21 protein-coding genes are annotated in these 25,636 nt (G+C 60.0%); 11 read left to right on the top strand and 10 right to left on the bottom strand.

The features are described from left to right. Positions 1–98 precede the first annotated feature (98 nt). From ASD95_RS02890 to bioB, 7 genes are all read right to left on the bottom strand, one after another. The gene (locus ASD95_RS02890) at positions 99–1,904 is read right to left on the bottom strand and encodes a phenylacyl-CoA dehydrogenase (RefSeq protein WP_056726614.1); all 1,806 of its coding nucleotides are present in this window, start codon (positions 1,902–1,904) and stop codon (positions 99–101) included. Between the two features lie 279 nt (positions 1,905–2,183). Next, positions 2,184–2,480 (bottom strand): hypothetical protein, encoded by a 297-nt coding sequence (locus ASD95_RS02885; RefSeq protein ID WP_056726613.1) that lies wholly within the window; start codon positions 2,478–2,480, stop codon positions 2,184–2,186. A gap of 123 nt (positions 2,481–2,603) precedes the next feature. Next, positions 2,604–3,284, bottom strand: a complete 681-nt coding sequence (bioD, locus tag ASD95_RS02880) for a dethiobiotin synthase (protein ID WP_056726612.1) — start codon at positions 3,282–3,284, stop codon at positions 2,604–2,606. Beyond that, positions 3,281–4,093 (bottom strand): malonyl-ACP O-methyltransferase BioC, encoded by an 813-nt coding sequence (gene bioC, locus ASD95_RS02875; RefSeq protein WP_056726611.1) that lies wholly within the window; start codon positions 4,091–4,093, stop codon positions 3,281–3,283. Before bioC ends, bioD begins: the two co-directional genes overlap by 4 nt. Next, the gene (locus ASD95_RS02870) at positions 4,086–4,817 is read right to left on the bottom strand and encodes an alpha/beta fold hydrolase (protein ID WP_056726610.1); all 732 of its coding nucleotides are present in this window, start codon (positions 4,815–4,817) and stop codon (positions 4,086–4,088) included. Before ASD95_RS02870 ends, bioC begins: the two co-directional genes overlap by 8 nt. Beyond that, positions 4,810–5,988: an 8-amino-7-oxononanoate synthase gene (bioF, locus tag ASD95_RS02865; protein ID WP_056726609.1), complete on the bottom strand. Its 1,179-nt coding sequence runs from the start codon at positions 5,986–5,988 to the stop codon at positions 4,810–4,812. The genes ASD95_RS02870 and bioF overlap by 8 nt, the downstream gene beginning before the upstream one ends. Before the next feature lie 175 nt (positions 5,989–6,163). After that, positions 6,164–7,219 (bottom strand): biotin synthase BioB, encoded by a 1,056-nt coding sequence (gene bioB / locus ASD95_RS02860; protein ID WP_056726608.1) that lies wholly within the window; start codon positions 7,217–7,219, stop codon positions 6,164–6,166. Positions 7,220–7,312: 93 nt separating this feature from the next. Here bioB and ASD95_RS02855 point away from each other — a divergent pair, with 93 nt between their 5' ends. The 5 genes from ASD95_RS02855 to rarD all read left to right on the top strand — a co-directional run bounded on the left by ASD95_RS02855 (position 7,313) and on the right by rarD (position 13,092). Next, positions 7,313–8,053, top strand: a complete 741-nt coding sequence (locus ASD95_RS02855; RefSeq protein ID WP_056726607.1) for a ComF family protein — start codon at positions 7,313–7,315, stop codon at positions 8,051–8,053. Positions 8,054–8,116: 63 nt separating this feature from the next. Next, the gene (locus ASD95_RS02850; RefSeq protein WP_056726606.1) at positions 8,117–8,881 is read left to right on the top strand and encodes a TOBE domain-containing protein; all 765 of its coding nucleotides are present in this window, start codon (positions 8,117–8,119) and stop codon (positions 8,879–8,881) included. 66 nt (positions 8,882–8,947) lie between these two features. Next, positions 8,948–10,849: a PhoX family protein gene (locus ASD95_RS02845; protein WP_056726605.1), complete on the top strand. Its 1,902-nt coding sequence runs from the start codon at positions 8,948–8,950 to the stop codon at positions 10,847–10,849. A gap of 208 nt (positions 10,850–11,057) precedes the next feature. Next, positions 11,058–12,032 (top strand): serine/threonine protein kinase, encoded by a 975-nt coding sequence (locus ASD95_RS02840; protein ID WP_056726604.1) that lies wholly within the window; start codon positions 11,058–11,060, stop codon positions 12,030–12,032. A 172-nt stretch (positions 12,033–12,204) separates the two neighbouring features. Then, positions 12,205–13,092, top strand: a complete 888-nt coding sequence (rarD, locus tag ASD95_RS02835; protein ID WP_056726603.1) for an EamA family transporter RarD — start codon at positions 12,205–12,207, stop codon at positions 13,090–13,092. A gap of 215 nt (positions 13,093–13,307) precedes the next feature. Here rarD and ASD95_RS02830 read toward each other — a convergent pair whose 3' ends face one another. Next, positions 13,308–13,826 carry a glycine cleavage system protein R gene (locus ASD95_RS02830; protein ID WP_056726602.1) on the bottom strand — a complete coding sequence of 173 codons (519 nt, stop codon included), beginning with the start codon at positions 13,824–13,826 and terminating at the stop codon, positions 13,308–13,310. 568 nt (positions 13,827–14,394) lie between these two features. Here ASD95_RS02830 and ASD95_RS02825 point away from each other — a divergent pair. Next, complete coding sequence (locus ASD95_RS02825; protein ID WP_056726601.1) at positions 14,395–16,572, top strand: malate synthase G; 2,178 nt, start codon at positions 14,395–14,397, stop codon at positions 16,570–16,572. A 73-nt stretch (positions 16,573–16,645) separates the two neighbouring features. Here ASD95_RS02825 and ASD95_RS02820 read toward each other — a convergent pair whose 3' ends face one another. Next, entirely contained in the window at positions 16,646–17,557 is a 912-nt protein-coding gene (locus ASD95_RS02820) for an EamA family transporter (RefSeq protein WP_056726600.1), read from the bottom strand. 364 nt (positions 17,558–17,921) lie between these two features. After that, the gene (locus ASD95_RS02815; RefSeq protein ID WP_056726599.1) at positions 17,922–18,380 is read right to left on the bottom strand and encodes a response regulator; all 459 of its coding nucleotides are present in this window, start codon (positions 18,378–18,380) and stop codon (positions 17,922–17,924) included. A gap of 253 nt (positions 18,381–18,633) precedes the next feature. Between ASD95_RS02815 and ASD95_RS02810 the strand changes: the two genes are divergently transcribed. The 5 genes from ASD95_RS02810 (at position 18,634) to ASD95_RS02790 (ending at position 25,568) form a co-directional block, all read left to right on the top strand. Further along, positions 18,634–20,574 carry a putative nucleotidyltransferase substrate binding domain-containing protein gene (locus ASD95_RS02810; protein ID WP_056726598.1) on the top strand — a complete coding sequence of 647 codons (1,941 nt, stop codon included), beginning with the start codon at positions 18,634–18,636 and terminating at the stop codon, positions 20,572–20,574. Then, on the top strand, positions 20,571–21,278 hold the full coding sequence (locus ASD95_RS02805; RefSeq protein WP_056726597.1) for a 3'-5' exonuclease: 708 nt from the start codon (positions 20,571–20,573) through the stop codon (positions 21,276–21,278). The genes ASD95_RS02810 and ASD95_RS02805 overlap by 4 nt, the downstream gene beginning before the upstream one ends. Positions 21,279–21,432: 154 nt before the next feature. Next, complete coding sequence (locus ASD95_RS02800; RefSeq protein ID WP_056726596.1) at positions 21,433–21,951, top strand: RNA polymerase sigma factor; 519 nt, start codon at positions 21,433–21,435, stop codon at positions 21,949–21,951. Then, positions 21,948–22,922, top strand: a complete 975-nt coding sequence (locus ASD95_RS02795) for a FecR family protein (protein WP_056726595.1) — start codon at positions 21,948–21,950, stop codon at positions 22,920–22,922. The genes ASD95_RS02800 and ASD95_RS02795 overlap by 4 nt, the downstream gene beginning before the upstream one ends. Positions 22,923–23,123: 201 nt before the next feature. Then, complete coding sequence (locus ASD95_RS02790) at positions 23,124–25,568, top strand: TonB-dependent siderophore receptor (protein WP_056726594.1); 2,445 nt, start codon at positions 23,124–23,126, stop codon at positions 25,566–25,568. The last annotated feature ends 68 nt before the right edge of the window (positions 25,569–25,636 follow it).

Below are 25,636 nucleotides of genomic sequence, written 5' to 3'. Positions count from 1 at the left end.
AAGGCCGTTCCAACCATTCATTTCACCGGCAACCTTTAAAGCAAAAAAAGCCGCTGCTCCCGAAGGAGCAGCGGCTTTTTCAAGTACTTCGTTAAGGCTTAGTAGCCCAGGTCGAAGTTCTCTTCTTTCATGTCCATCAGGTTGTTGGCGCCCGACAGCATGGTTACGACGTGAGTGCGGGTACGCGGCAGGATGCGCTGGAAGTAGAAACGCGCAGTCTGCAGCTTGGCGGTGTAGAACGCCTCTTCGGAAGTGCCGGCAGCCAGTTTCTCGGCAGCCAGACGCGCCATGTCAGCCCAGAAGTAGGCCAGGCAGGCGTAACCGGAGTACATCAGGTAATCCACGGAGGCCGCGCCGACTTCTTCGCGGTCTTTCATGGCGGCCATACCGACCTTCATGGTCAGCTCGCCCCACTCCTTGTTCAGTGCGGCCAGCGGAGCGACGAACTCCTGGACCGCTTCGTTGCCTTCGTTGGTCTGGCAGAACTTGTGGACGATCTTGGTGAAACTTTTGAGGGCCTCGCCTTGGGTCATCAGCACTTTACGGCCCAGCAGGTCGAGTGCCTGGATACCGGTGGTGCCTTCGTACAGCATCGAGATGCGGCTGTCGCGGACGTTCTGCTCCATGCCCCACTCGGCGATGAAGCCGTGGCCACCGTAGATCTGCACGCCGTGGTTGGCCGATTCGAAACCGACTTCGGTCATGAAGGCTTTGGCGATTGGCGTCATGAACGCCAACAGTGCGTCGGCTTTCTTCTTCTCTTCTTCGTCCACACCGTACTTGACGATGTCGACCTGCTTGGCGGTGAAGTAAACCATTGCACGGTTGCCTTCGGCGAATGCCTTCATGGTCAACAGCATGCGGCGTACGTCAGGGTGCACGATGATCGGGTCAGCGGCTTTGTCCGGCGCTTTCGGGCCAGTCAGCGAGCGCATCTGCAGACGGTCGCGAGCGTATTTCAGGCCGCCCTGGAAACCGACTTCAGCGTGGGCCAGGCCTTGCAGCGCAGTACCCAGGCGTGCGGTGTTCATAAAGGTGAACATGCAGTTCAGGCCTTTGTTCGCCGGGCCGATCAGGAAACCGGTAGCGCCGTCGAAGTTCATCACGCAGGTAGCGTTGCCGTGGATGCCCATCTTGTGTTCCAGGGAACCGCAGGACACAGCGTTACGCGCGCCAACCGAACCATCGGCGTTCGGCATGAACTTCGGCACGATGAACAGGGAGATGCCTTTGGTGCCAGCCGGTGCATCCGGCAGGCGGGCCAGAACGATGTGGACGATGTTGTCGGCCATGTCGTGTTCACCGGCCGAGATGAAGATCTTGGTGCCGGAAACCTTGTAGGAACCGTCGGCCTGAGGCTCGGCCTTGGTGCGCAGCATGCCCAGGTCGGTGCCGCAGTGCGGCTCGGTCAGGCACATGGTGCCGGTCCACTCGCCGGAAACCAGCTTGGTCAGGTAAGCCTCTTGCTGTTCAGGGGTGCCGTGCTCGGAGATGGTGTTCATCGCACCGTGCGACAGGCCTGGGTACATGCCCCACGACCAGTTGGACTCGCCAACCATTTCGCTGATGGCCAGACCCAGGGACTCCGGCAGACCTTGGCCACCGTGCTCTACGTCGTGAGCCAGGCTCGGCCAGCCACCTTCGACGAATTGCTTGTAGGCTTCCTTGAAGCCAGTCGGGGTCTTAACGCCGGACTCGCTCCAGGTGCAGCCTTCGAGGTCGCCCACGCGGTTCAGCGGAGCCAGTACCTGCTCACAAAACTTGGCGCCTTCCTCAAGAATGGCGTCAACCATGTCCGGAGTTGCGTCGGCACAAGCCGGAAGGCTCTGATAGTGCGCTTCGTAGCCGAGCAACTCGTCACGAACGAAGCGAATATCACGCAAGGGGGCCTTGTAGTCAGGCATAGCGATAAACCTCTGCTGATGTAACCGGGAATGAACGACCGCATTGATTTGTTGTTGCGATCAAACAGTTGTTTGAAACATACGTTTACGCCCAAATCTTGTCAAGCGTCGATCTTTTGCCGTTCGTCATCGCAGGATTGGACACACAGGCACGCGACAACGCAGCCGCGCTTGCGAAGCAGCCCGCCGCACCGAAAAGATTAGTTGAACAAGAAAGACTTACGCAGAAAAACGCCGCGAACAGGCGCGGCGCTGGAGGGTGCAAATTTCTTTAAAGAATCAGGCGTAGGTATCGATCAACGTCCCGAGCACTTCGTCGGCTGCCTTGGCGATTTTCACGCCCAGCTCCGCCTGAATCTTGCCTTGGACCATTTCGACCACATTGCTGGCCAGGTCCGATTGCCGGCTGCGATCAACCGATCGCAGACGATCGACCTGCACCTCGGAGGACTGGCTGGTGACTGAACGCTCGATCGTCGTGTTGGCGATCTGCCCGACGGCTTGATCGACACGGTTCTGCCCCGTCTGAAGAGTGCTCAGACCGGCATAAAAAGCGGTGTTTCCTGAGATTTCCATGGGAGAACTCGTCCTTTCAAAGGATCAACAGCGGCCATTGAAGCAGAGTGGCTGGCAAAACACCCGTCAAAAACACTAATGGCACAGTGCCTTGCCATAGGCAAAGCCCCCATGCGACAAACCTCAGTCCAACAGGTCCAGTTGCAAGTGCTCGGCCACTGCCTCGGCCGTGACGACCTTGAGTTTAGGCACACGCCCCAGGCACGGTGCCGGGATACGCTCGGCAAGGGTGGCCAGGTTTTCTTCCAGCCGCGAGGTCTTGGGGTCGATAATGTTGGCCACCCAGCCCGCCAGTTGCAAACCGTCCCGGGCAATCGCCTCAGCGGTCAGCAAGGCATGGCTGATGCACCCCAGCCGCACGCCGACCACCAGGATCACCGGCAGCTTCAAAGCGATGGCCAGGTCCGACAGATTGTCCTGATCCGCCAAGGGTACGCGCCAGCCGCCAGCGCCTTCGATCAGGGTGAAGTCCGCCTGCATGCCCAGGATCTGCCGCATCGGCGTCAGCAACGACTGCACCGTCAGCGCCACGCCCGCCTCTCGCGCCGCCAGATGCGGGGCAATGGCCGGTTCGAAGGCCATCGGATTGACCTGCGTGTAGGTCAGCGGCAGCGAACACTCCGCCAGCAAGGCCAGCGCATCGGCGTTGCGCAGGCCCTTGGGCGTCACATCGCAACCGGACGCGACCGGCTTGCCCGCCGCCGTGCTCAATCCCGCCGAACGCGCCGCATGCAGCAGCCCCGCAGCGACCGTTGTTTTACCGACATCGGTATCCGTGCCGGCGATGAAATAGGCTGCGCTCATAAGGGCTTCTCCAAAACGGCGTACACCACTTGATAAGTCGCCGGCAGGCCCTGGGCCTGACGAAACTGTTCGTAAGCTTCAATCAGACCCAAAATCCGTGCCCGGCCGGTCAAGCCACCCGGCCGCCCGGGATTGAGATTGTGCGCACCCAACGCCTTGAGTTCATGGGTCAGGCTGCGCACATCCGGGTAATGCAGCACATGCGCAAGGTTTTGCAGACTGACCACATTCAAGGCGCTGGCCGCACACAACTGCTGATAAACACCAAACTCCCGGAAGCGGTTGACGTGCACCATGCCGTCGACTTCGCGCCAGCTGTCGCGCAATTCAAACAACGTCCCTACACACAGACTAGCAAACGCGAAAATGCCACCCGGTTTCAGTACTCGAAAGGCTTCACTGAGCACCGAGTCGAAGTCCGCGCACCACTGCACCGCCAGGCTGGAGAAGATCAGGTCGCAGGTCGAATCCTGCAGTGGTAAGCGCTCGGCATCGCCGGCCACGAAGTGTGTGGCGCCGCCCAATGGCCGGGCGTGGTTGAGCATGCCCTCGGCGATGTCCAGCGCCACACCGTGACTGCCCGGAAATTGCTCATCCAGGGCACGACTGAAATGCCCAGTGCCACAGCCAAGGTCCAGCCAGCGCTGCGGTACGAAGTCTTGCGGCATGCGCCCGAGCAATTGTCTGCCCACATCCCGCTGCAACTCGGCCACGCTGTCGTAGCTGGCCGCCGCGCGGGAGAATGAAGCGGCTACCTGACGTTTGTCAGGCAAGGCGCCGGGCAGGTTGGGAAGGGATAAATCAGTCATCGCCGGACTCATGCAAAAAGGCCTGGATCGCCCCCGCCACACCGTGGGGATCCTCCAGGAGAAACGCGTGGCTGGCCTGTTCAATCAGACCGATTTCGACATCCGGCAGCAATGCCAGTAACTCGCCCGCCGCTTCCACCGGCACCAGCCCGTCGAGGCCGGCGAACAGATGCAGTTGCGGACCGCGGAACGATTGCAGAGCCTGTCGTGTATCCAGTTGTGCGAGCACCTGCAGGCCACTGAGCAGCACTGGCGCGGCGGTATTCGGGGCGCCGCCGAGCAACAACCGCGACAGTCCGCGGGAGTCTTCGGCGCCTTGGGCGCAGAGTAGTGAAAAGCGTTTCAAGGTCGCGCGCGGATCGGCTTCGCATCCCGCCAGAAACGCGTCGAAGGTTTCTCCGGGCATCGCGCTTGACCATTGATCATGGGCGACAAAAGAAGCGTTGCTGGCCAGGGTGAACACGCCACAGCAGCGATCGCCACGCCGGGCCGCCAACTCGCAAGCGAGCATGCCGCCCAATGACCAACCACCTAGCCAGACGTCTTGCGGCAAAGTCGAATCAAGCTCATCGAGCCACTCTTCAAGATCGCTCGACTCCAGCTCCGGCAACGGCTCTATCTCGACATGCAGGTGCTCATCCAGGCCACGCAAGGCCGCCGCCAGAGGCTCCAGCGGTGAAACGCCAAGGCCCCAGCCGGGCAGCAGAATCAAACGATCACGCATGGCTTGGCTCCGGCTTCAGTTGCTGAAAACAATCGGCCAGTCCATTTAACAATAGCTGTACCTGGGCTTCGCTGTGGGCAGCCGTCAGCGTGACCCGCAGCCGGGCGCTGCCGGCGGGTACGGTCGGCGGGCGAATCGCGGTCACCATCAACCCGCGTTCACGCAACATCTGCGAAAGGCGCACCGCGCGCCCGGCGTCACCGATCATGATCGGCTGGATCGGCGTGAAGCTGTCCATGAGTTCCAGGCCAATCTGCTCGGCACCTTTGCGGAACTGGCGGATCAGCGTCTGCAAATGCTCGCGGCGCCAGTGTTCGCTGCGCAGCAGTTCCAGGCTTTTCAACGTGGCGCAGGCCAGCGCAGGTGGCTGACTGGTGGTGTAGATGTAGGGACGGGCGAACTGGATCAGGCTTTCGATCAGTTCTTCGCTGCCAGCCACAAAGGCACCCGCCGTACCGAACGCCTTGCCAAGGGTGCCGACCAGCACCGGAACGTCATCCTGGCTCAAGCCGAAGTGTTCGACGATGCCGCCACCGTTGGCGCCCAGCGGTCCAAAACCATGGGCATCGTCGACCATCAACCAGGCGCCTTTGGCCTTGGCCTCTCGGGCCAGCGCTGGCAAGTCGGCGATATCACCGTCCATGCTGAACACGCCGTCGGTGACCACCAGCGTATTGCCAGCGGCTTTTTCCAGGCGCTTGGCCAAACTCACCGGGTCGTTGTGCAGGTAACGATTGAACCGCGCGCCGGACAACAGCCCCGCGTCGAGCAGCGAAGCATGATTGAGCCGGTCTTCGAGCACCGTATCACCCTGCCCCACCAGCGCCGTGACCGCGCCGAGGTTGGCCATATAGCCGGTGGTGAACAGCAACGCGCGCGGGCGACCGGTCAGGTCGGCCAACGCTTCTTCCAGGGCATGGTGCGGGGAGCTATGGCCGATGACCAGATGGGATGCCCCTCCGCCCACCCCCCACTTCGACGCACCGGCACGCCAGGCTTCGATCACTTGCGGATGATTGGCCAGGCCCAGGTAGTCGTTGTTACAGAACGCCAGCAACGGCTGGCCATCGACCACTACTTGCGGCCCCTGCGGGCTTTCGAGCAGCGGGCGCTGGCGGTAGAGGTTTTCGGCACGACGGGCGGCAAGGCGTGCGGCGAGATCGAAAGACATGCAGGCCTCGACTATCAAATGACACATGTCCCCTGTGGGAGCGGGCTTGCTCCGGGCGGCGATCCGACGAATACGGACTGACATTCAACATTGATGTCGACTGGACTGACGCCTTCGCGAGCAAGCCCGCTCCCACAGGGGGTTTCGCACTCCTTCAGAGGAACCGGAGCGAATTTCAGATGGCCGCGTTATAGAACTGCTCGCTGCTCTTCTGCTCCACCAGGGCCTGCTCGATCGCCGCCTGATGCACCTCGTCGGCGTGCTCTTCGCGGGCTTCCGGCAGGATGCCCAGGCGAGAGAACAGTTGCATGTCCTTGTCAGCCTGCGGGTTGGCGGTGGTCAGCAGTTTTTCGCCGTAGAAAATCGAGTTGGCGCCGGCAAAGAACGCCAGGGCCTGCATCTGCTCGTTCATGGCTTCGCGGCCGGCGGACAGGCGCACGTGGGATTGCGGCATCAGGATGCGCGCGACGGCGAGCATGCGGATGAAGTCGAACGGGTCGACGTCATCGGCATTTTCCAGCGGCGTACCGGCGACTTTCACCAGCATGTTGATCGGCACCGACTCCGGATGCTCCGGCAGGTTGGCCAGCTGGATCAGCAGGTTGGCGCGGTCGTCCAGCGACTCGCCCATGCCGAGGATGCCACCGGAACAGATCTTCATCCCCGACTCACGCACATAGGCCAGGGTTTGCAGGCGCTCGCTATAGGTGCGGGTGGTGATGATGCTGCCGTAGAACTCCGGCGACGTATCGAGGTTGTGGTTGTAGTAGTCAAGGCCGGCCTTGGCCAGCGCTTCGGTCTGATCCTGATCCAGGCGACCGAGGGTCATGCAGGTTTCCAGGCCCAGGGCTTTCACGCCTTCAACCATCTTCAGAACATAAGGCATGTCCTTGGCCGACGGGTGCTTCCACGCCGCGCCCATGCAGAAGCGGGTCGAACCGATGGCCTTGGCGCGAGCGGCCTCTTCGAGGACCTTCTGCACTTCCATCAGTTTTTCTTTTTCCAGGCCGGTGTTGTAGTGACCGGACTGCGGACAATATTTGCAATCTTCCGGGCAGGCGCCGGTTTTGATCGACAGCAGGGTCGACACCTGGACGCGGTTGGCGTCGAAATGCGCACGGTGCACCGTCTGCGCCTGGAACAACAGGTCATTGAATGGCTGAACGAAGAGTGCTTTGACTTCGGCCAAAGTCCAGTCATGACGCAGGGTTGCAGTGGTGCTGGCGCTCATGGGCGTTTCCTTTGAATTATGCTTTGGCATGCGGCTGGGTAATGGAATGTCACAGCCGCTTCACAGATGTTTCGGCATATTTAAGGAAGAGCGATGCGCTGTCAACCACGATACGAAGGGCAGGTTTACATCTGGTCAAAAAACAAACAATCGTGCCTTTTGTGCGATGAACCGGCCGACGGTATCCCTCCTGTCTGCACAGCCTGCGAAATCGAGCTGCCCTGGCTCGGCGATCACTGTCTGGCCTGCGCCCTGCCGCTCCCGGCCCCGGGCCTCACCTGCGGCCATTGCCTGAAGCAGCCACCGGCCTTTGAACAGGTGATTGCGCCTTGGACCTACAGCTTTCCGGTAGACAGCCTGATCACCCGCTTCAAACACAACGCCAAGTGGCCGTTTGGCCGCCTGCTCGGCGAACTTCTTGCTCAATACCTGCAACATCGCTTCGAAGACGACCTGCCGCGCCCCCATGCGCTGATTCCGGTCCCGTTGGCCATCCGACGCCTGCGCCAGCGCGGGTTCAATCAGGCGGCGATGCTGGCTAACTGGCTGAGTGCGAGTCTCGATATCCCTTGCGACGAACGGTTGCTGCTACGCCACCAGGACACCGACGCCCAACAGGCCTTGAACGCCCAAGCCCGCCGAAAGAACCTGTGCAACGCTTTCTCCCTGGCACCCGGCGCCGTCGTCAAAGGCTTGCACCTGGCGCTGGTCGACGATGTACTGACCACCGGCGCCACGGCCCAGGCCCTGGCTCGCCTGCTGATGGACGCCGGTGCGGCGAGGGTCGACGTCTATTGCCTGGCCCGTACGCCCAAACCCGGCGAAACACCCTGACTTGACTCGCGCGACCCAAGCGGCCAACTTCCTGACCATCGTCACCACTCAAAGCGACTTGTCATGTCTTTGCCCACCTTGCTGTCCCAGCACATCGTCCGCCGTCCGCAGCGCATCGCCCTGTTGCAGCACATCGCCGAACAAGGCTCGATCACCCGGGCGGCCAAAAGCGCGGGCATGAGCTACAAGGCCGCCTGGGATGCGATCGATGAGCTGAACAACCTGGCGCAGAAACCGCTGGTGGAGCGGATTGTCGGCGGCAAGGGCGGCGGCGGTGCGCGATTGTCCAACGAAGGCGAGCGGGTGTTGCGCCTGTACCAGAAGCTGCAAGCCTTGCAGACCCAGGTGCTGGAAGCCGCTGAAGACGCGAGCGATCTGGACCTGCTCGGGCGCCTGATGCTGCGCACGAGCGCACGCAACCAGTTACACGGCAAGGTGGTGGCGATTGAACCTCAGGGGCGCAACGACCTGATTCGCCTTGAAGTCGCCGAAGGCCTGATCGTCACCGCGCAAATCACCCACGACAGCACCGAGCGCCTGGAGCTGCAAATCGGCACCGATGTCGTGGCATTGATCAAGGCCGGCTGGCTCGACGTACTGCAAACTGACACCGTCGAAACGCCTGGAAACAATTGCCTCAGGGGCATCATCGAAAAAGTCCTCGACGCCGACGACGGCCCCAGCGAAGTGCGCATCACCCTGGCCAACGGTCTGACCCTATGCGCCCTGGTCGAACCGAGTCTTCTGCAAGCATCGGAGTTGACCTGCGGCAAGCCGGTGCGCGTGGAGTTCTCGCCGTCCCGGGTTCTACTGGGCACGCCGCTTTAAGCAAACTGCAACAAAAGGTTCATTACTCATCTTTAAGGTGTCTGCAAAATCCGCAGGGAGCCTGAAATGAGCCTATTAGAAGAAAACCAGTCCACCGACCTCGAAAACATGGTCGGCCTCAGCCGTCGCGGCTTCATCAGCGCAGGTGCCCTGTGCGGCGCTGCGATGTTCCTCGGCGGCAATCTGCTGAGCCGCAGCGTAATGGCCGCCAGTGTCAGCGCCGGTAACAGCCAGTTGTTGGGCTTCGACAGCATTGCCGCCGCCACCAGCGACTCCATCACCTTGCCACCTGGCTACAAGTCCTCGGTACTGATCAGCTGGGGCCAGCCTCTGCACAAGGACGGTCCGGCGTTCGACCCGAGCGGCAACGGCAGCGCCGAACATCAGGAAGTCCAGTTCGGCGACAACAACGACGGCATGAGCCTGTTCGAATTTCCGGGCGAAAAAGACCGGGCGCTGATGGCGATCAACAACGAATACACCAACTACCGTTACCTCTACGCCCACGGCGGCATGCCGCAATCGGCCGAAGAAGTGCGCAAGGCGCTGGCCTGTGAAGGTGTGTCGGTGATTGAAGTGCAGCGCAAGAACGGCCAATGGCATTTCGTCCAGGGCTCGCGCTACAACCGCCGCATTCACGGCAACGCACCCATCACCCTGAGCGGCCCGGCCGCCGGACATGCCCTGCTCAAAACCAGCGCCGATCCACAGGGCAAGAATGTCCTGGGCACCTTCCAGAACTGCGCCAACGGCAAGACACCGTGGGGCACCTATCTGACCTGTGAAGAGAACTTCACCGACTGCTTCGGCAGCAGCAACGCCGAGCAGAAATTCGACCCGGCGCAAAAACGCTACGGCGTGGTGGCCACCAGCAAAGAGATCAACTGGCACCAGTACGACGAGCGCTTCGACATGGCCAAGAACCCCAACGAGCTGAACCGTCACGGCTGGGTGGTGGAGATCGATCCGTTCGATCCGAAGTCGACGCCGGTCAAACGCACGGCCCTGGGCCGCTTCAAACACGAAAACGCCGCCCTGGCCGAAACCGCCGACGGTCATGCCGTGGTGTACATGGGCGACGATGAGCGCGGTGAGTTCATCTACAAATTCGTCAGCCGCGACAAGATCGACCACAAGAACCCCAAGGCCAACCGCGACATCCTCGACCACGGCACCCTGTACGTAGCGCGTTTCGATGCCGGCGACGGCAACGTCGATCACCCGAAAGGCCAGGGCGAATGGATCGAACTGACCCATGGCAAAAACGGCATCGATGCCAGCAGCGGCTTTGCCGATCAGGCCGAAGTGCTGATCCACGCCCGCCTGGCTGCCAGTGTGGTGAAAGCCACCCGCATGGACCGCCCGGAATGGATCGTGGTCAGCCCCAAGGATGGCCAGGTTTACTGCACGCTGACCAACAACGCCAAACGCGGCGAAGACGGGCAACCGGTGGGCGGGCCGAACCCGCGCGAGAAGAACGTCTACGGGCAGATCCTGCGCTGGCGCACCGAGCGTGACGATCACGGCTCGAAAACCTTTGCCTGGGACCTGTTCGTCGTCGCCGGTAATCCGGGGGTTCACGCCGGCACACCCAAAGGCGGATCGTCGAATATCACGCCACAGAACATGTTCAACAGCCCGGACGGTCTGGGCTTCGACAAGGCCGGACGCTTGTGGATTCTCACCGATGGCGATTCGAGCAACGCCGGAGACTTTGCCGGCATGGGCAACAACCAGATGCTCTGTGCCGACCCGGTAACCGGCGAGATTCGCCGCTTCATGGTTGGCCCGGTAGGTTGTGAAGTGACAGGGATCAGCTTCTCGCCGGACCAGAAGACCCTGTTTGTCGGGATCCAGCATCCGGGTGAAAACGGTGGTTCGACCTTTCCCGAGCATCTGCCCAATGGCAAGCCGCGGTCTTCGGTGATGGCGATTTCTCGGGAAGATGGCGGGATCGTCGGCGCCTGACAGGGCCTCTTCGCGGGCAAGCTCGCTCCCACTTTGGATTGTCGGCGTGCATGCGATCGGCGGCACACCAGAGATCTCCTGTGGGAGCGAGCTTGCTCGCGATGGCGTCAGCCCAGACACCACACATCTCAGTCCAACCACTAAAACCGCGCCGTCTGCGCTACCATGCCTGGCCGGACGCAGCAGCCTGCTGCGCGCAGGAGTCAGCATGGCCCACCCGTTTGAAACCCTCACCCCAGACCTCGTGCTCGATGCCGTTGAAAGCATCGGCTTTCTCAGCGACGCGCGCATCCTGGCCCTCAACAGCTACGAGAACCGCGTCTATCAGGTCGGTATCGAAGACGCCGAGCCGCTGATCGCCAAGTTCTACCGGCCGCAACGCTGGAGCAACGAAGCGATTCTGGAAGAGCACCAGTTCACCGCCGAACTCGCCGACTGCGAGGTGCCGGTCGTGGCGCCGTTGATCCACAACGGTGAAACCCTGCACGAACACAAAGGATTCCGCTTCACCCTGTTCCCCCGCCGTGGCGGCCGCGCACCGGAACCGGGCAACCTCGACCAGTTGTATCGCCTGGGCCAGTTGCTCGGACGCCTGCATGCGGTCGGCTCGACTCGGCCGTTCGAGCACCGTGAAGCGCTGGCGGTAAAGAACTTCGGCCATGACTCGCTGGCCACGTTGCTCGATGGCAACTTCATCCCCCGCAGCCTGCTACCGGCCTACGAATCGGTGGCCCGCGATTTGCTCAAGCGTGTGGAAGATGCCTACAGCAACACGCCGCACCAGAACATCCGCATGCACGGTGACTGCCACCCCGGCAACATGATGTGCCGTGACGAGATGTTCCATATCGTCGACCTCGACGACTGCCGCATGGGCCCAGCGGTGCAGGACATCTGGATGATGCTCGCCGGCGACCGTCAGGATTGCCTGAGCCAGTTGTCGGAACTGATGGACGGCTACAACGAGTTCCACGACTTCAACCCCCGTGAACTGGCCTTGATCGAACCGCTGCGCGCCTTGCGCCTGATGCACTACAGCGCCTGGCTCGCCCGCCGCTGGGAAGACCCGGCCTTCCCCCGCAGTTTCCCTTGGTTCGGTACCGAACGGTATTGGGGGGATCAGGTGTTGGCGTTGCGCGAGCAATTGGCGGCGCTCAATGAAGAGCCGTTGAAGCTGTTTTAATCGAAAATCAAAAGATCGTCCGAACGCGGCCCGAGCCTTCGGCAGCTCCTACAGGGCGAATATGTTTTCTCTGTAGGAGCTGCCGAAGGCTGCGATCTTTTTTCTGACACGACACATCTATACAACCACCTTACAATCCCTTCTTTGTTAGCTGCCTAAGCAAGGATTCTGCATGCAAGCCGCCAACCCGCGTCGCGGGTACATTCTAGGCCTGAGTGCCTACATCATCTGGGGACTTTTCCCCCTCTACTTCAAAGCCATCGCCAGTGTGCCCGCCGTGGAAATCATCATTCACCGGGTACTGTGGTCGGCGCTGTTCGGCGCCTTGTTGCTGATGGTCTGGAAGCATCCCGGCTGGTGGCGCGAACTGCGAGAAAACCCGCAGCGGCTGGCGATCCTGGCCCTGAGCGGTGCGCTGATCGCAGCCAACTGGCTGACCTACGTCTGGTCGGTGAACAACGGACGCATGCTGGAGGCCAGCCTGGGTTACTACATTAACCCCTTGGTGAACGTGTTGCTGGGCATGCTGATTCTTGGCGAACGGCTGCGGCGCATGCAATGGATTGCCGTCGGTCTGGCGGCTGTCGGTGTGGCGCAACAGGTCTGGCAAGTCGGCAGCCTGCCATGGGTGTCGCTGGTGCTGGCACTGACCTTCGGTTTCTATGGCCTGATTCGCAAGCAGGCGCCCGTCAAGGCGCTGCCGGGGCTGGTGGTGGAAACCTGGATGCTAGTGCCGATTGCACTTGGCTGGTTGCTGCTCAATCCGACGGCCAGCAGCGCCCAGGCCGAATTCTGGACCACGTCCCAGGCCTGGTGGCTGGTCGCCGCCGGCCCGATCACGCTGGTGCCGCTGGTCTGTTTCAACGCTGCTGCAAGGCATTTGCCCTACACGACACTGGGCTTTCTCCAGTATCTGGCCCCGACACTGGTGCTACTGCAAGCAGTCCTGCTGTTTGGCGAACACCTGTCGTCCAGCACCTTGGTAGCGTTCATGTTTATCTGGGCCGGCCTGGCGGTTTACAGCATCGATGCGTGGATAAGTTTGCGCCGCCGCAGCTGATCAAAAAACGCACAAAAGCCTGCAGGCCACGTCTTCCGTGGCCTGCATCATTCCTTCCCAAGGTTATCCACAGCGTGATCCCCGCCGTTTGTGCGCAAGTATCTGAAACTGCTGGTTTTTTGATCAGAACCTGAAAACCCCCGGTCGGCGTGGCCTGGCGATGTGTCTCTACAGGTTATCCACAGGCCGGTGCACGTTTAACTTGGATAACCTGATCAGGGTTCACTGCGCAGCACCAACTCGACCATCAGGTCGTCAGCCAGGGTTTCCAGGCGCGATTGCAGTACGTCCAGCGACAGCGTCAGCGGGACCGCGAGAATCGCTTCGGCATGGAACAGCGGCTCGCTGCTCATCGGTGCCGGACGCACTTCGGTGACCAGCCGTTCCAGATTCACCCCCTGCTCGCTCAGCAAGCGCGTAATGTCACGCACGATCCCCGGGCGATCATTGCCCACCAGTTCCATGGCAATCGGTTTCCAGGTGCAGGATTGTTCGATACCGCTTTCTGCGATCAATACGCGAATGCCATGAGCGGACAAGCTCTGCAAGGCATCGACCAGTTCGTCGTAGGCCTCGGCCGGCACCCCCACCCGAAGAATCCCGGCGAATTGTCCCGCCATACGCGACATGCGGCTTTCCAGCCAGTTGCCGCCGTGCTCGGCAATGCATTGGGCAATGCGCTCGACTTGCCCGGGTTTGTCCGGAGCAAAAACAGTGAGTACGAGGTGGTCCATGGCACAGCCCTCTTGTCATGACTTTTGTTATAGAGAACCAAGTATAGGCAAGGGTTGGATGGTGCCTGGGCAGATCCGAAATCAAAGGTGTATCGACTGGCCTCTTCGCGGGCAAGCCCGCTCCCACAGAGTCATGCGCTGTCCTTGTGGGAGCGGGCTTGCTCGCGAATGAAGGCACCGCCGATCTGACTGACCCAACAAATCGTGTACAACTTTTGATATTTAGCTGGAACAATCCAATAGTTTTTTGAGAACATCACGCTCCCCGACGTGACCGCAATGCGTCATGGGGTCGCAGAACGACGTAATTAGTCTAATTTTCACAACCGCAATTCATCATGTAGTATGCCGCAGCGCGCACTACATAACGTTGGATCGATGTCTGCCGCAGGCACGTTCGCAACCCTGAAAGCCCTGTCAGCAAGGCCCCAAGCCGTTGATTGGTCCCAACCCAGCCGCCTGTCATGGGCATGTACTGGTAGAGGGGTTTGTGGTTTAAATGGCCAAAGGCTTCATTGTTAAATTGAAGAGCTGAAAAGCGAAATAGCTGAGCAGAGTGAGGCAAGCAATGACTGAACACGTTCAAGTCGGTGGCCTGCAGGTCGCCAAAGTCCTGTTCGACTTCGTGAACAACGAAGCCATTCCCGGAACCGGCCTCACCGCCGATCAGTTCTGGGCCGGTGCCGACAAGGTCATTCATGACCTGGCGCCGAAGAACAAAGCCCTACTCGCCAAACGCGATGATTTCCAGGCTCGCATCGATGGCTGGCACCAATCCCGTGCCGGTCAAGCGCATGACGCCGTGGCCTATAAAGCCTTCCTGCAAGAGATCGGTTATCTGCTGCCAGAAGCGGCCGATTTCCAGGCAACGACGCAAAACGTCGACGAAGAAATCGCCCGCATGGCCGGCCCGCAGCTCGTGGTGCCGGTGATGAATGCCCGTTTCGCCCTCAATGCCTCGAACGCCCGTTGGGGTTCGCTGTATGACGCGCTCTACGGCACCGACGCCATCAGCGAAGCTGACGGCGCGGAAAAAGGCAAAGGCTACAACAAAGTTCGCGGCGACAAGGTCATCGCCTTCGCCCGTGCCTTCCTCGACGAAGCGGCGCCATTGGCGGCCGGCTCCCACGTCGATTCCACCGGCTACAAGATCGTTGACGGCAAACTGGTGGTCGCCCTTAAAGGCGGCAGCAACACCGGCCTGCGCAACGACGCACAACTGATCGGTTTCCAGGGCAATGCCTCTGCACCGACCGCGATCCTGCTGAAAAACAACGGCCTGCATTTCGAAATCCAGGTCGACGCCAACACCCCGGTCGGCCAGACCGACGCGGCCGGCGTCAAAGACATCCTGATGGAAGCCGCGCTGACCACCATCATGGACTGCGAAGACTCGGTTGCCGCCGTCGACGCCGATGACAAAGTGGTGATCTACCGCAACTGGCTCGGCCTGATGAAGGGCGATCTGTCGGAAAACGTCGCCAAGGGCGGTCAGACCTTTACCCGTACCATGAACGCCGACCGTACCTACACCGCTGTCGATGGCAGTGAACTGAGCCTGCACGGTCGTTCGTTGCTGTTCGTGCGCAACGTCGGTCACCTGATGACCATCGATGCGATCCTGGACAAAGACGGTAACGAAGTGCCGGAAGGCATTCTCGATGGCTTGGTGACTTGCCTGGCATCGATGCACAACCTGAACGGCAACACTTCGCGCAAAAACACCCGCACCGGCTCGATCTACATCGTCAAGCCGAAGATGCACGGCCCGGAAGAAGCGGCGTTCACCAACGAGCTGTTCGGTCGCATCGAAGACGTGCTGGGCCTGCCACGCAACACCCTCAAAGTCGGGATCATGGACGAGGAGCGTCGTACCACGATCAACCTCAAGGCCTGCATCAAGGCGGCGAGCGAGCGTGTGGTGTTCATCAACACCGGTTTCCTCGACCGCACCGGCGATGAAATCCACACCTCCATGGAAGCCGGCCCGATGGTGCGCAAGGCGGACATGAAGGCGGAAAAATGGATCGGTGCCTACGAGAACTCCAACGTCGATATCGGTCTGAGCACCGGCCTGCAAGGTCGCGCACAGATCGGTAAAGGCATGTGGGCCATGCCTGACCTGATGGCGGCGATGCTCGAACAGAAAATCGCTCACCCGATGGCCGGTGCCAACACCGCCTGGGTACCATCGCCGACCGCTGCTGCGCTGCACGCGCTGCACTACCACAAAGTTGACGTGTTCGCCCGTCAGGCCGAACTGGCCAAGCGTGCCCACGCTTCGGTGGACGACATCCTGACCATCCCGCTGGCGGTGAACCCGCAGTGGACCGCCGAACAGATCAAGAACGAACTGGACAACAACTCCCAGGGCATTCTCGGTTACGTAGTGCGCTGGATCGACCAGGGCGTCGGCTGTTCGAAAGTGCCGGACATCAACGACGTCGGCCTGATGGAAGACCGTGCCACGCTGCGTATTTCCAGCCAGCACATCGCCAACTGGCTGCGCCATGGCATCGTCACCGAAGACCAGGTCATGGAAAGCCTCAAGCGCATGGCGCCGGTGGTTGACCGTCAGAACGCCGGCGATGCGCTGTACCGTCCGCTGGCCCCGAACTTCGACAGCAACATTGCCTTCCAGGCGGCGGTTGAACTGGTGGTCGAAGGCACGAAGCAGCCGAACGGCTACACCGAGCCGGTCCTGCACCGTCGTCGTCGCGAGTTCAAGGCGAAGAACGGGTTGTAACCAGCTGTCTTCACAGCAATCCCCCGGTTGAAAAACCGGGGGATTTTTGTTTCAGCTTCCAGCAAATGCAGGGCTACCTCCTGTAACGCAACGCGTTTGCAGCGATGCAATGGCCTATTCTCGACGCATTCATGAACAAGGCAATTCCGAGGACCGTGATTACGAGAGCAAACAGTTTTTCGCCACCAATGGGTTCGTCGAGTACATACCACGAGGTCAAGATGCCCGATATCGGAACAATCACTGACAACGGTGCAACCTGGCTCGCCGGATACTTCTCAATCATTCGGTTCCACACCCAATACCCGAATACCGTCGCCACATAGGCCTGAAACAGGACAGATGCCAGCACCGGAGCGGTCATGTCCGTTAGCAACGACTGGAAAGGGGCTGCGCCTTTGACCCAGTAAGTCATCAGATATAGAGGAGGTGTTGCATACAGACTCGACCAAACGACAAAGGAAAATATATCAACAACTTTGCTTCTCTTGACCAACACATTGCAAAGACTCCAGAACAATGCGCCGAGCAATACCAGAAAAAGTCCAAAGCTTTCGGCATCGCCGTCCGTTACATGAATTATAAACATCAGTCCAACCAACGCCATGAGAATGCCAGCCACCTGTATTGCCGTCATTTTCTCGCCAAACAGAAGTACTCCCCAGATGACTGTGAAAAAAGCACTGAATTGCAAGAGCAAAGATGTCACGCCGGCACTGACACCAAGAAACATGCCATAGTTCATCAACCAGCACATTCCGACACCAAACAACAAACCGTAGACGATAGTTACAAATGTACTGATACCCTTGGGTTTGGGGAGGAAAAACACCAACGGTAATGCACAGAAAGTAAAACGCAATGCTGTCAATATGAAAGGATCGATACCGTCAAGACTGATACCAATTACCGTAAAATTGCTACCCCACATCACTGTCACACCGATAACAAGTACAAGATCGCGAAACTCCATTTTCTTTATCATATCGTCCTCATTGTGATACACAGCCACACAATCCAGGAAGAGTAATGACCTGACCTTTACCGGAGTTTTATCCACAGGAATTAGCCGAAGCCTGAATACACGACTGCCATCGGCATACTCAAGCCGCTAATATTTAAGAGTCAAACTGGCAACCTGGATAGTGCTACGACAGATTTTATTGAACCAAGCGCGACATCAAATAAATGCCTGCATTAGCCCTCAAGAACTGAACGATAACTGAAACACAGGAAGAAAAAACAAGCTATTTGTGAGTAGCTTTTTCGCGGGCCAGTTAGATAAGTTAAATTACAAATAAAAACCAACAAAACAACTCAAGCCTGTAATTAATAACTACAGGCTTGAGTTACTTAATGCCCAGCTCGCGTTTTACCAGTGTCACCAGATGGCTGGCATCAATCGGCTTGAGCAAAAAATCCACCACGCTCATATGCATCGCGGCGATCGCATCCTTCACGTCGGCGTCACCCGAGACAATGATGATCGGCAATGCCGCCCTTACCGATTCGCGTACCTGACGAATCAGTTCCAGACCGTCAATGTGGCCCATTCGCAAGTCGGTGATCATTAAACCGATCGAGGTTTTTTTGATCTCAGCCTCGGTCACCAGCATCTTGAGTGCCGCTTCTCCGCTGGCCGCCGTTATGCAGTTGATGCCCTCCAACGCGAGGATCTCTGACAGCAGTTCCCGGGCGTCTTTATCGTCGTCGACGATCAGCACTCGTTGCAGCGGCAGGTCAGGCTCCAGCATGACGGCACTCAGCGCTTCGCGCTCGGCGTCGCTCAAAATATCGTGGTCGGACATGGCGTTCTCTACATGTTCAATTCAATTCCCTAGCACAGTTAAGAGACATCGCTAAGCTGACCACCAATGTGCACTCCGGCAGATAATTTTCCAATAGGGGAGCAGAGAGGTTTTTCGCACACTTGCGTAGGCTTCTTCCGACATTTCAGGGCGCTAACCGCCTACCTAGACTTACGTCCAATGGGCACCCCGACCGTAGGGGTCGACCATGTCCATGTCACCCGACCACAACAATTCAAAAAAGACTGCGGTAATGGTTATGAGTAAAGCGGACGCCTTCACACAGGCAGGGAAAACCGCGGTGTTGCAGAACATCCAGGGCACGTTGCAATTCCTTCAGCGCTTCCCGCCCTTCAACCAGATGGAGCACGCTCACCTGGCGTATCTGGTCGAGCAATGTCAACTGCGTTTTTATGCCCCCGGCGAGAGCATCATCAAACCCGCCGACGGGCCGGTCGAGCACTTCTATATCGTCAAGCAAGGCCGGGTCGTGGGCGAGCGTCCGCATACGGCAAAAGGTGGCACCGAAACGGTCTTCGAGATCACCACCGGCGAGTGTTTCCCCCTCGCGGCGTTGCTGGGTGAACGGGCGACCCGCACCGAGCACCTGGCCGGCGAAGACACCTTCTGCCTGCAACTGAACAAGCCGGCGTTCATCCGCCTGTTTTCGCTATCGGACACTTTCCGCAACTTCGCCCTGCGCTGCGTCAGCAGTCTGCTGGATCAGGTCAACCAACAAGTGCAGCAAAAAGCCGTGGAAACCCTCGGCACCCAATATTCGCTCAATACCCGTCTGGGCGAGTTGGCTATGCGCCACCCGGTGACATGCACCCCGCAGACACCATTGCGCGAAGCCGTGACGTTGATGCACGAACAACAGGTCGGCAGCATCGTGGTGGTCGACGAACACAAGGCGCCACTGGGGATTTTCACCCTGCGCGACCTGCGTCAGACCGTAGCCAACGGCAGCAGTGATTTCAACGAAGCCATCGAAGGGCACATGACCCGGGCGCCGTTCTTCCTGTCGCCGGATCACAGTGCATTCGACGCGGCGATTGCCATGACCGAGCGTCACATCGCCCATGTCTGCCTGGTCAAGGACCAGCGCTTGTGCGGCGTGGTTTCCGAGCGCGACCTGTTTTCCCTGCAACGGGTCGACCTGGTGCACCTGGCGCGCACTATCCGCAATGCCCAGAAAGTGGAAAACCTGGTGGCGCTGCGGGGCGAAATCGGTCAACTGGTCGAGCGCATGCTGGCCCACGGCGCGTCTTCGACGCAGATCACCCACATCATCACCTTGCTCAACGACCACACCGTGTGCCGGGTGATCGAACTGACCCTCGCCGAAAAAGGCGACCCCGGTGTGCCGTTCAGCTGGCTGTGTTTCGGCAGCGAAGGCCGTCGCGAGCAGACCCTGCACACCGATCAGGACAACGGCATTCTGTTCGAAGCCAGCGACGCGGCACAAGCCGCCGAGATTCGCGGCAAGCTGTTGCCCATTGCCCAGCAGATCAATCAGAGCCTGGCGCTGTGCGGTTTCACCCTGTGCAAGGGCAATATCATGGCCAGTAACCCCGAACTGTGCCTGTCCCGCGCCGAATGGGCACGGCGCTTTGCGGCGTTTATCCGCGAGGCAACCCCGGAAAACCTGCTGGGTTCGAGCATTTATTTCGATTTGCGCGTGGTCTGGGGCAGCGAGCAAGGCTGTGAGCAGTTGCGCCGGGGCATTCTCGACCAGGTCGGCGACAACCGCTTGTTCCAGCGCATGATGGCCGAGAATGCGCTGCGCAATCGACCGCCCGTAGGACGTTTCCGCGACTTCGTGCTGGCGCGCAAAAATGGCGAGAAGGCCACCCTGGACCTGAAGACCCAGGGCCTGGCACCCTTTGTCGACGGCGCCCGGTTGCTGGCCCTGGTCCACGGTATCGAAGCGAACAACACGCTGGAGCGCTTTCGCCAGTTGGTCGACAAGGAGATCATCGATCCCCTGGACGGCGCCGCGTACGAAGAGGCCTATCACTTCATCCAGCAAACCCGCATGCAGCAACACCAACTACAGACCCGGGAGAATTTTCCTTACTCGAATCGGGTCGATCCCGACAGCCTCAATCATCTGGACCGACGCATCCTGCGTGAGTCCCTGCGCCAGGCACAACGCCTGCAAAGCAGCCTGGCCTTGCGGTATCAGTTATGAGCCTGTTTTGGTGGCTGCGCCCGCCGAGCCTCACCCTGCCCGCCCACCTGCAATATCGGCTGGAGCAATTACCGACGGCGGCCGACCTGACTGAGTCCAGCCTGCGCGAACAGCGCTGGGTGGTGCTCGATCTGGAAACCACCGGCTTGAACCTGAACAAGGACCACGTGGTGTCCATCGGCGCGGTGGTGATCGAGGACGGGGCCATCGACTTTCGCCAAATGTTCGAACGCACCCTGCAATATCCGCAAGTGAAACTCGGCCCCAGCGTGCTGATCCATGGCATTGGCCCCAGCGCCATTGCGGCGGGCAGCGAACCGGCAGAAGCACTGCTCGACCTGATGGAGTACATCGGGGACAGTCCGGTACTGGCCTTCCACGCGCCGTTTGACCAGCACATGCTCGGCCGTGCATTGAAAGATCACCTGGGTTTCAAATTGCAGCATCCGTTTCTGGATGTGGCGGATATTGCGCCGCTGCTATGTCCCCAGGCGCACATTCGCGAGGCCGGGCTGGACGACTGGATCGACTGGTTCAAGCTCGAAGTCTTCGAGCGCCACCACGCCAGCGCCGACGCCCTGGCCACCGCCGAACTGATGATGATCCTGTTCAGCCGTGCGCGACAGCAGCAGATTCACAGCCCGTTGAACCTGCAACAGCGCTTGAATCAGTGGAAACGCCGGCAGCAGGCGCCGTCCTTCTGACCCATACGCCATCCCTGTAGGAGCGAGCCTCCTCGCGCCTACAGGGGCCGTCGCAAATGTCCCGCCCGACCAACGCCAATTGCTTACCTCCCTCGCCTCTGCCACAATCGCGAACAATTCTCGTTAGTTAATACTTCCCAATCGGTGATGCGGCGTGTCGTCAGTCCCAAGCCCCCAAAGTGAGCTCGTCGGTGCGTTATATCGCGACCATCGCGGTTGGCTATTGGCCTGGCTTCGACGCAACGTCGCCTGCCCGCAGCGGGCCGAAGACCTGAGCCAGGACACTTTCGTGCGTTTGCTGGGCCGTGAAGAACTGAAGGTACCGCGCGAGCCCCGGGCGTTCCTGGTGGCGATCGCCAAGGGCCTGCTGTTCGATTATTTCCGCCGTGCCGCGCTGGAACAGGCCTACCTCACCGAGCTGATGCTGATTCCCGAAGCCGAACAACCGTCGGTGGAAGAACAGCAAATGATCCTCGAAGACCTGAAAAACATCGACCGCCTGCTCGGCAAGCTTTCCAGCAAGGCCCGGGCGGCGTTCCTCTACAACCGTCTCGACGGCCTCAGCCATGCAGAAATCGCCGAGCGCCTCGGTGTATCGGTGCCGCGGGTGCGCCAGTACCTCGCTCAAGGCATTCGCCAGTGCTACATCGCGCTGTATGGTGAGCCGACATGAATCCGCTCGGTTCCAAACCGGTATCGGCCAACGTGCTGGACGCGGCGATTGCCTGGCAGTTGTCCATGGACTGCGCCAACCCGATAGAACGTGAAGAGTTCGCCAAGTGGCACGCGGCCCACGAAGAGCACGCCCGCGCCTGGCGCCAGTTGGGTATGCTCGACCAGCGTTTCAGCGTGGCCAGCGGCCCGGCCCGCACGGCCTTGCTGCAATCGCGCGAAGGCATCCGCCGGCGAGTGCGCAAGCTTGGCAACGGTTTCGCCAGTATCGTTGCCATGATCGGCCTGGCCCTGTTCGCCGGGGATCGTTACCTGCCGATCGACTATTGGCTGGCCGACCAGCGCACCGCCGTTGGCGAGCAGCGCACCCTGCGTCTGGCTGACGGCACGCTGATCAATCTCAACACCCACAGCGCACTGGATGTGCGTTTCGATGAAAAACAGCGGCGCGTTGTGCTTCAGGAAGGCGAAATCCTGGTCGAAACCGGCCATGGCGATCCCCGGCCGTTCATCGTCGAAACCCGTGAAGGCAGCATGCGTGCGCTGGGAACGCGGTTTCTGGTCAAGCGCGAGGAAGACGGAACGCGCTTGAGCGTATTGCAGTCGGCGGTGGCGGTTCACCCTGAGTCCAATCCTGACGAACAGATTCTGCACGAAGGCCAGCAGGTGCTGATCCGCAACAACGGCCTGGGCCCGATTCTGGCCGTCAACCTCGGCGCGGATGCCTGGGCCCGCGGCATGCTGGTGGTGGACAACACGCGGCTGGAAGATTTGGTGCATGAAATCGGCCGCTATCGAAACGGTTACGTCGGGGTCGCCCCTGAAGTGGCCGACCTGCGCATCACCGGCAGCTTCCCGCTACGCGACACCGACCTGGCACTCAACGCCCTGTTGCCGACCCTGCCGGTGCAGATCGAACAGCACACGCAATGGTGGGTGAAGGTCGTGGCCAAGGCTGATACCAAGCCCTGAAAAGCTTTTTGTCTGATCAACCGTCATCGCGAGCGAGCTTGCTCGCGATGGCGGCGTTCGACTCCCCGCAAAAACCGTTTTGACCCAATACCAGCCGCAACCGACTTCTGAATCGAAATTATTTTCATCCAGCCCTATCACTTTTTTATTTTCGTTCGGCACACAGGCAATTGAGAAATGTTTCCATTCAGGAGCCGCTGTATGCCTCGTTCGCTAGACTCCCTGTTGCGCCGCAGTTTGCTGGCGGTCGCCATTGCCCTTTGTACCCCGTTGGCCAGCAGCCAACTGGTCGCCGCTGAACAGACGTCCAGCGTCCGCGCCTACAACCTGCCGGCCGCGCCACTGGTCAACACTCTGAACCAGATTGCCAGCCAGGCCGGTCTGGCCCTGTCATTGAATCCATCCCTCGCGGCGGGCAAGACCTCGGCGCCGGTCAAAGGCCAGTTCGACGCACCCGACGCCCTGCGCGAAGCCCTGCGTGGCACCGGCCTGCAACTGGAGCAGAGCAGTGCGGGCACCTATACCCTGGTGGCCGTGCCAGAAGGGGTGATGGACCTGCCGGCCACCAGCGTGATCGGCGTGCAAGACACTGAAAGCGCCTGGGGCCCGGTACAGGGCTACCTGGCCAAGCGCACCGCCGCCGGCACCAAGACCGACACCGCGCTGGTCGAGGCGCCGCGTTCGATTTCGGTCGTCACTCGAGAGCAGATGGACGACCGCAACGCGCACACCCTCGACGATGCCGTGCGCTACTTGCCGGGCATCACCTCCAGCAGCTTCGGCAGCGACACCCGCGCCGACTGGTTGCGCGTGCGGGGGTTCGAGCCGACTCAATTCCTCGACGGCCTGCCACTGCCAAAAGGTGTGTACTCCAACCCGAAACAGGAAACCTGGAACCTCGACCGACTGGCGCTGCTGCGCGGCCCGGCTTCCTCGGTGTACGGACAGACCCCGCCGGGCGGCCTGCTGGACATGGTCAGCCGTCGCCCAAGCGCTGAAGCCAGCAGCGAGATCCAGCTGCAATACGGCAGCGACAATCATCGCCAGATCAACTTCGCCAGCACTGGCAAGATCGATGAGGAAGGCCAGTTCCTGTACAGCCTCAGCGGCGTGCTGCGCGACGGCGGCACGCCCATCGACCACATCGATGACAAGCGCTACAACATCGCGCCCAGCCTGACCTGGAACATCGACGAAGACACCAGGTTCACCCTGCTTACGCAGTTCACCCGTGACGATACCGGTATCACCAGTCAGTTCTATCCGATCCAGGGCACCAAGATCGACATGCCGTTCGGCGATATCTCCCACCACAAGAACCTGGGTGACCCGGACTACGACTACTACGACCGCACCTACTACGCGCTGGGTTATGCCTTCGAACACCGCCTGAACGATGTCTGGCAGTTCCGGCAGAACCTGCGCTACACCAAGTCAGAGCTATCGTTCCAGGCCGTGACCGTCAATAGCTACAACCCCGACTTTGCCGATCTCGGGTTTGTCGTTGACGATCAAGGCAACACCGGCCGCGGCACCACCAATGTCGACGAAGACATCGCACAGTTCGCCGTGGACAACAACCTCCAGGGCGACTTCGTCACCGGCGACGTCAGTCACACCTTGCTGATCGGCCTGGATCACCAGCGCAACACCACCAACTACCTCTCGATCTTCGGCACCGCGCCGGGCATCAACGTCAACGACCCGATCTATGGTTTGCCGATAACCCGTCCGCCACGCTCCACGGCGTTCTACGACTACGAACAAAAGACCCAGCAGACCGGCCTGTACATCCAGGACCAGATGGCCCTCGGCCAATGGCGCCTGACCCTCGGCGGTCGTGAAGACTGGGTCCACACCGGAACCACGTTCTTCAACAAGGGCGATGCCACCAACACTGAGCGCGACAAGAACTTCAGCGGCAACGCGGCGATCAGCTACGTGTTCGACTCGGGCTTCGTACCCTACCTGTCCTACGCTGAATCGTTCCAGCCGACCAGCAATGCCGTCGCCTCGCCGACCGAGTCGTTCAAGCCGACCGAGGGCAAGCAATGGGAACTGGGGATCAAGTACCAGCCACCGGGCAGCAACACCCTGCTGACGGCGGCTGTGTATGACCTGACCCAGAAAAACGTTTCCGTCACCAACAACGTGGGCAACGTGACAGTCACCAGCCAGACCGGCGAAGTGAAAGTCAAAGGCCTGGAGCTGGAAGCCGTTTCCGACGTGACCGAAAACCTCAAGGTCACCGCTGCCTACACCCTGGCCAAATCCGAAGTGCAAGAGGGCATCTACAAGGGCAATCGCCTGCAACTGATGCCTAACCAGCAAGCGTCGGTGTGGGGCGACTACACCTGGCACAACGGCGTGCTGGACGGCTTCGGCATCGGTGCCGGTGCGCGCTATACCGGCAATACCTATGGAGACCAGGCCAACACCTGGCTGGGCAAGGCCGACGCCTACACGGTGTTCGACGCAGTGGTTCACTACGACCTCGGTCGCCTGGACAACAGCCTCAAAGGCGCTTCGCTGGCCGTTAACGCGACCAACCTGTTCGACAAGGACTACATCTCGACTTGCGACAGCTACTACTGCTACTACGGCGACCAGCGCAGTGTCGTCGCAAGTGCAACCTACAAGTGGTAACGCTTTGAGCTGACACGCCCAATGACCAGGCCGTCCTTCGTGGGCGGCTTTGGTTTTTCTGAAGGCTT

This window comes from Pseudomonas sp. Root71, from assembly GCF_001429045.1.
Lineage (GTDB): Bacteria > Pseudomonadota > Gammaproteobacteria > Pseudomonadales > Pseudomonadaceae > Aquipseudomonas > Aquipseudomonas monachiensis.
Note: the sequence above shows the minus strand (reverse complement) of the source record. Positions and strands in the feature narration are given on the sequence as shown.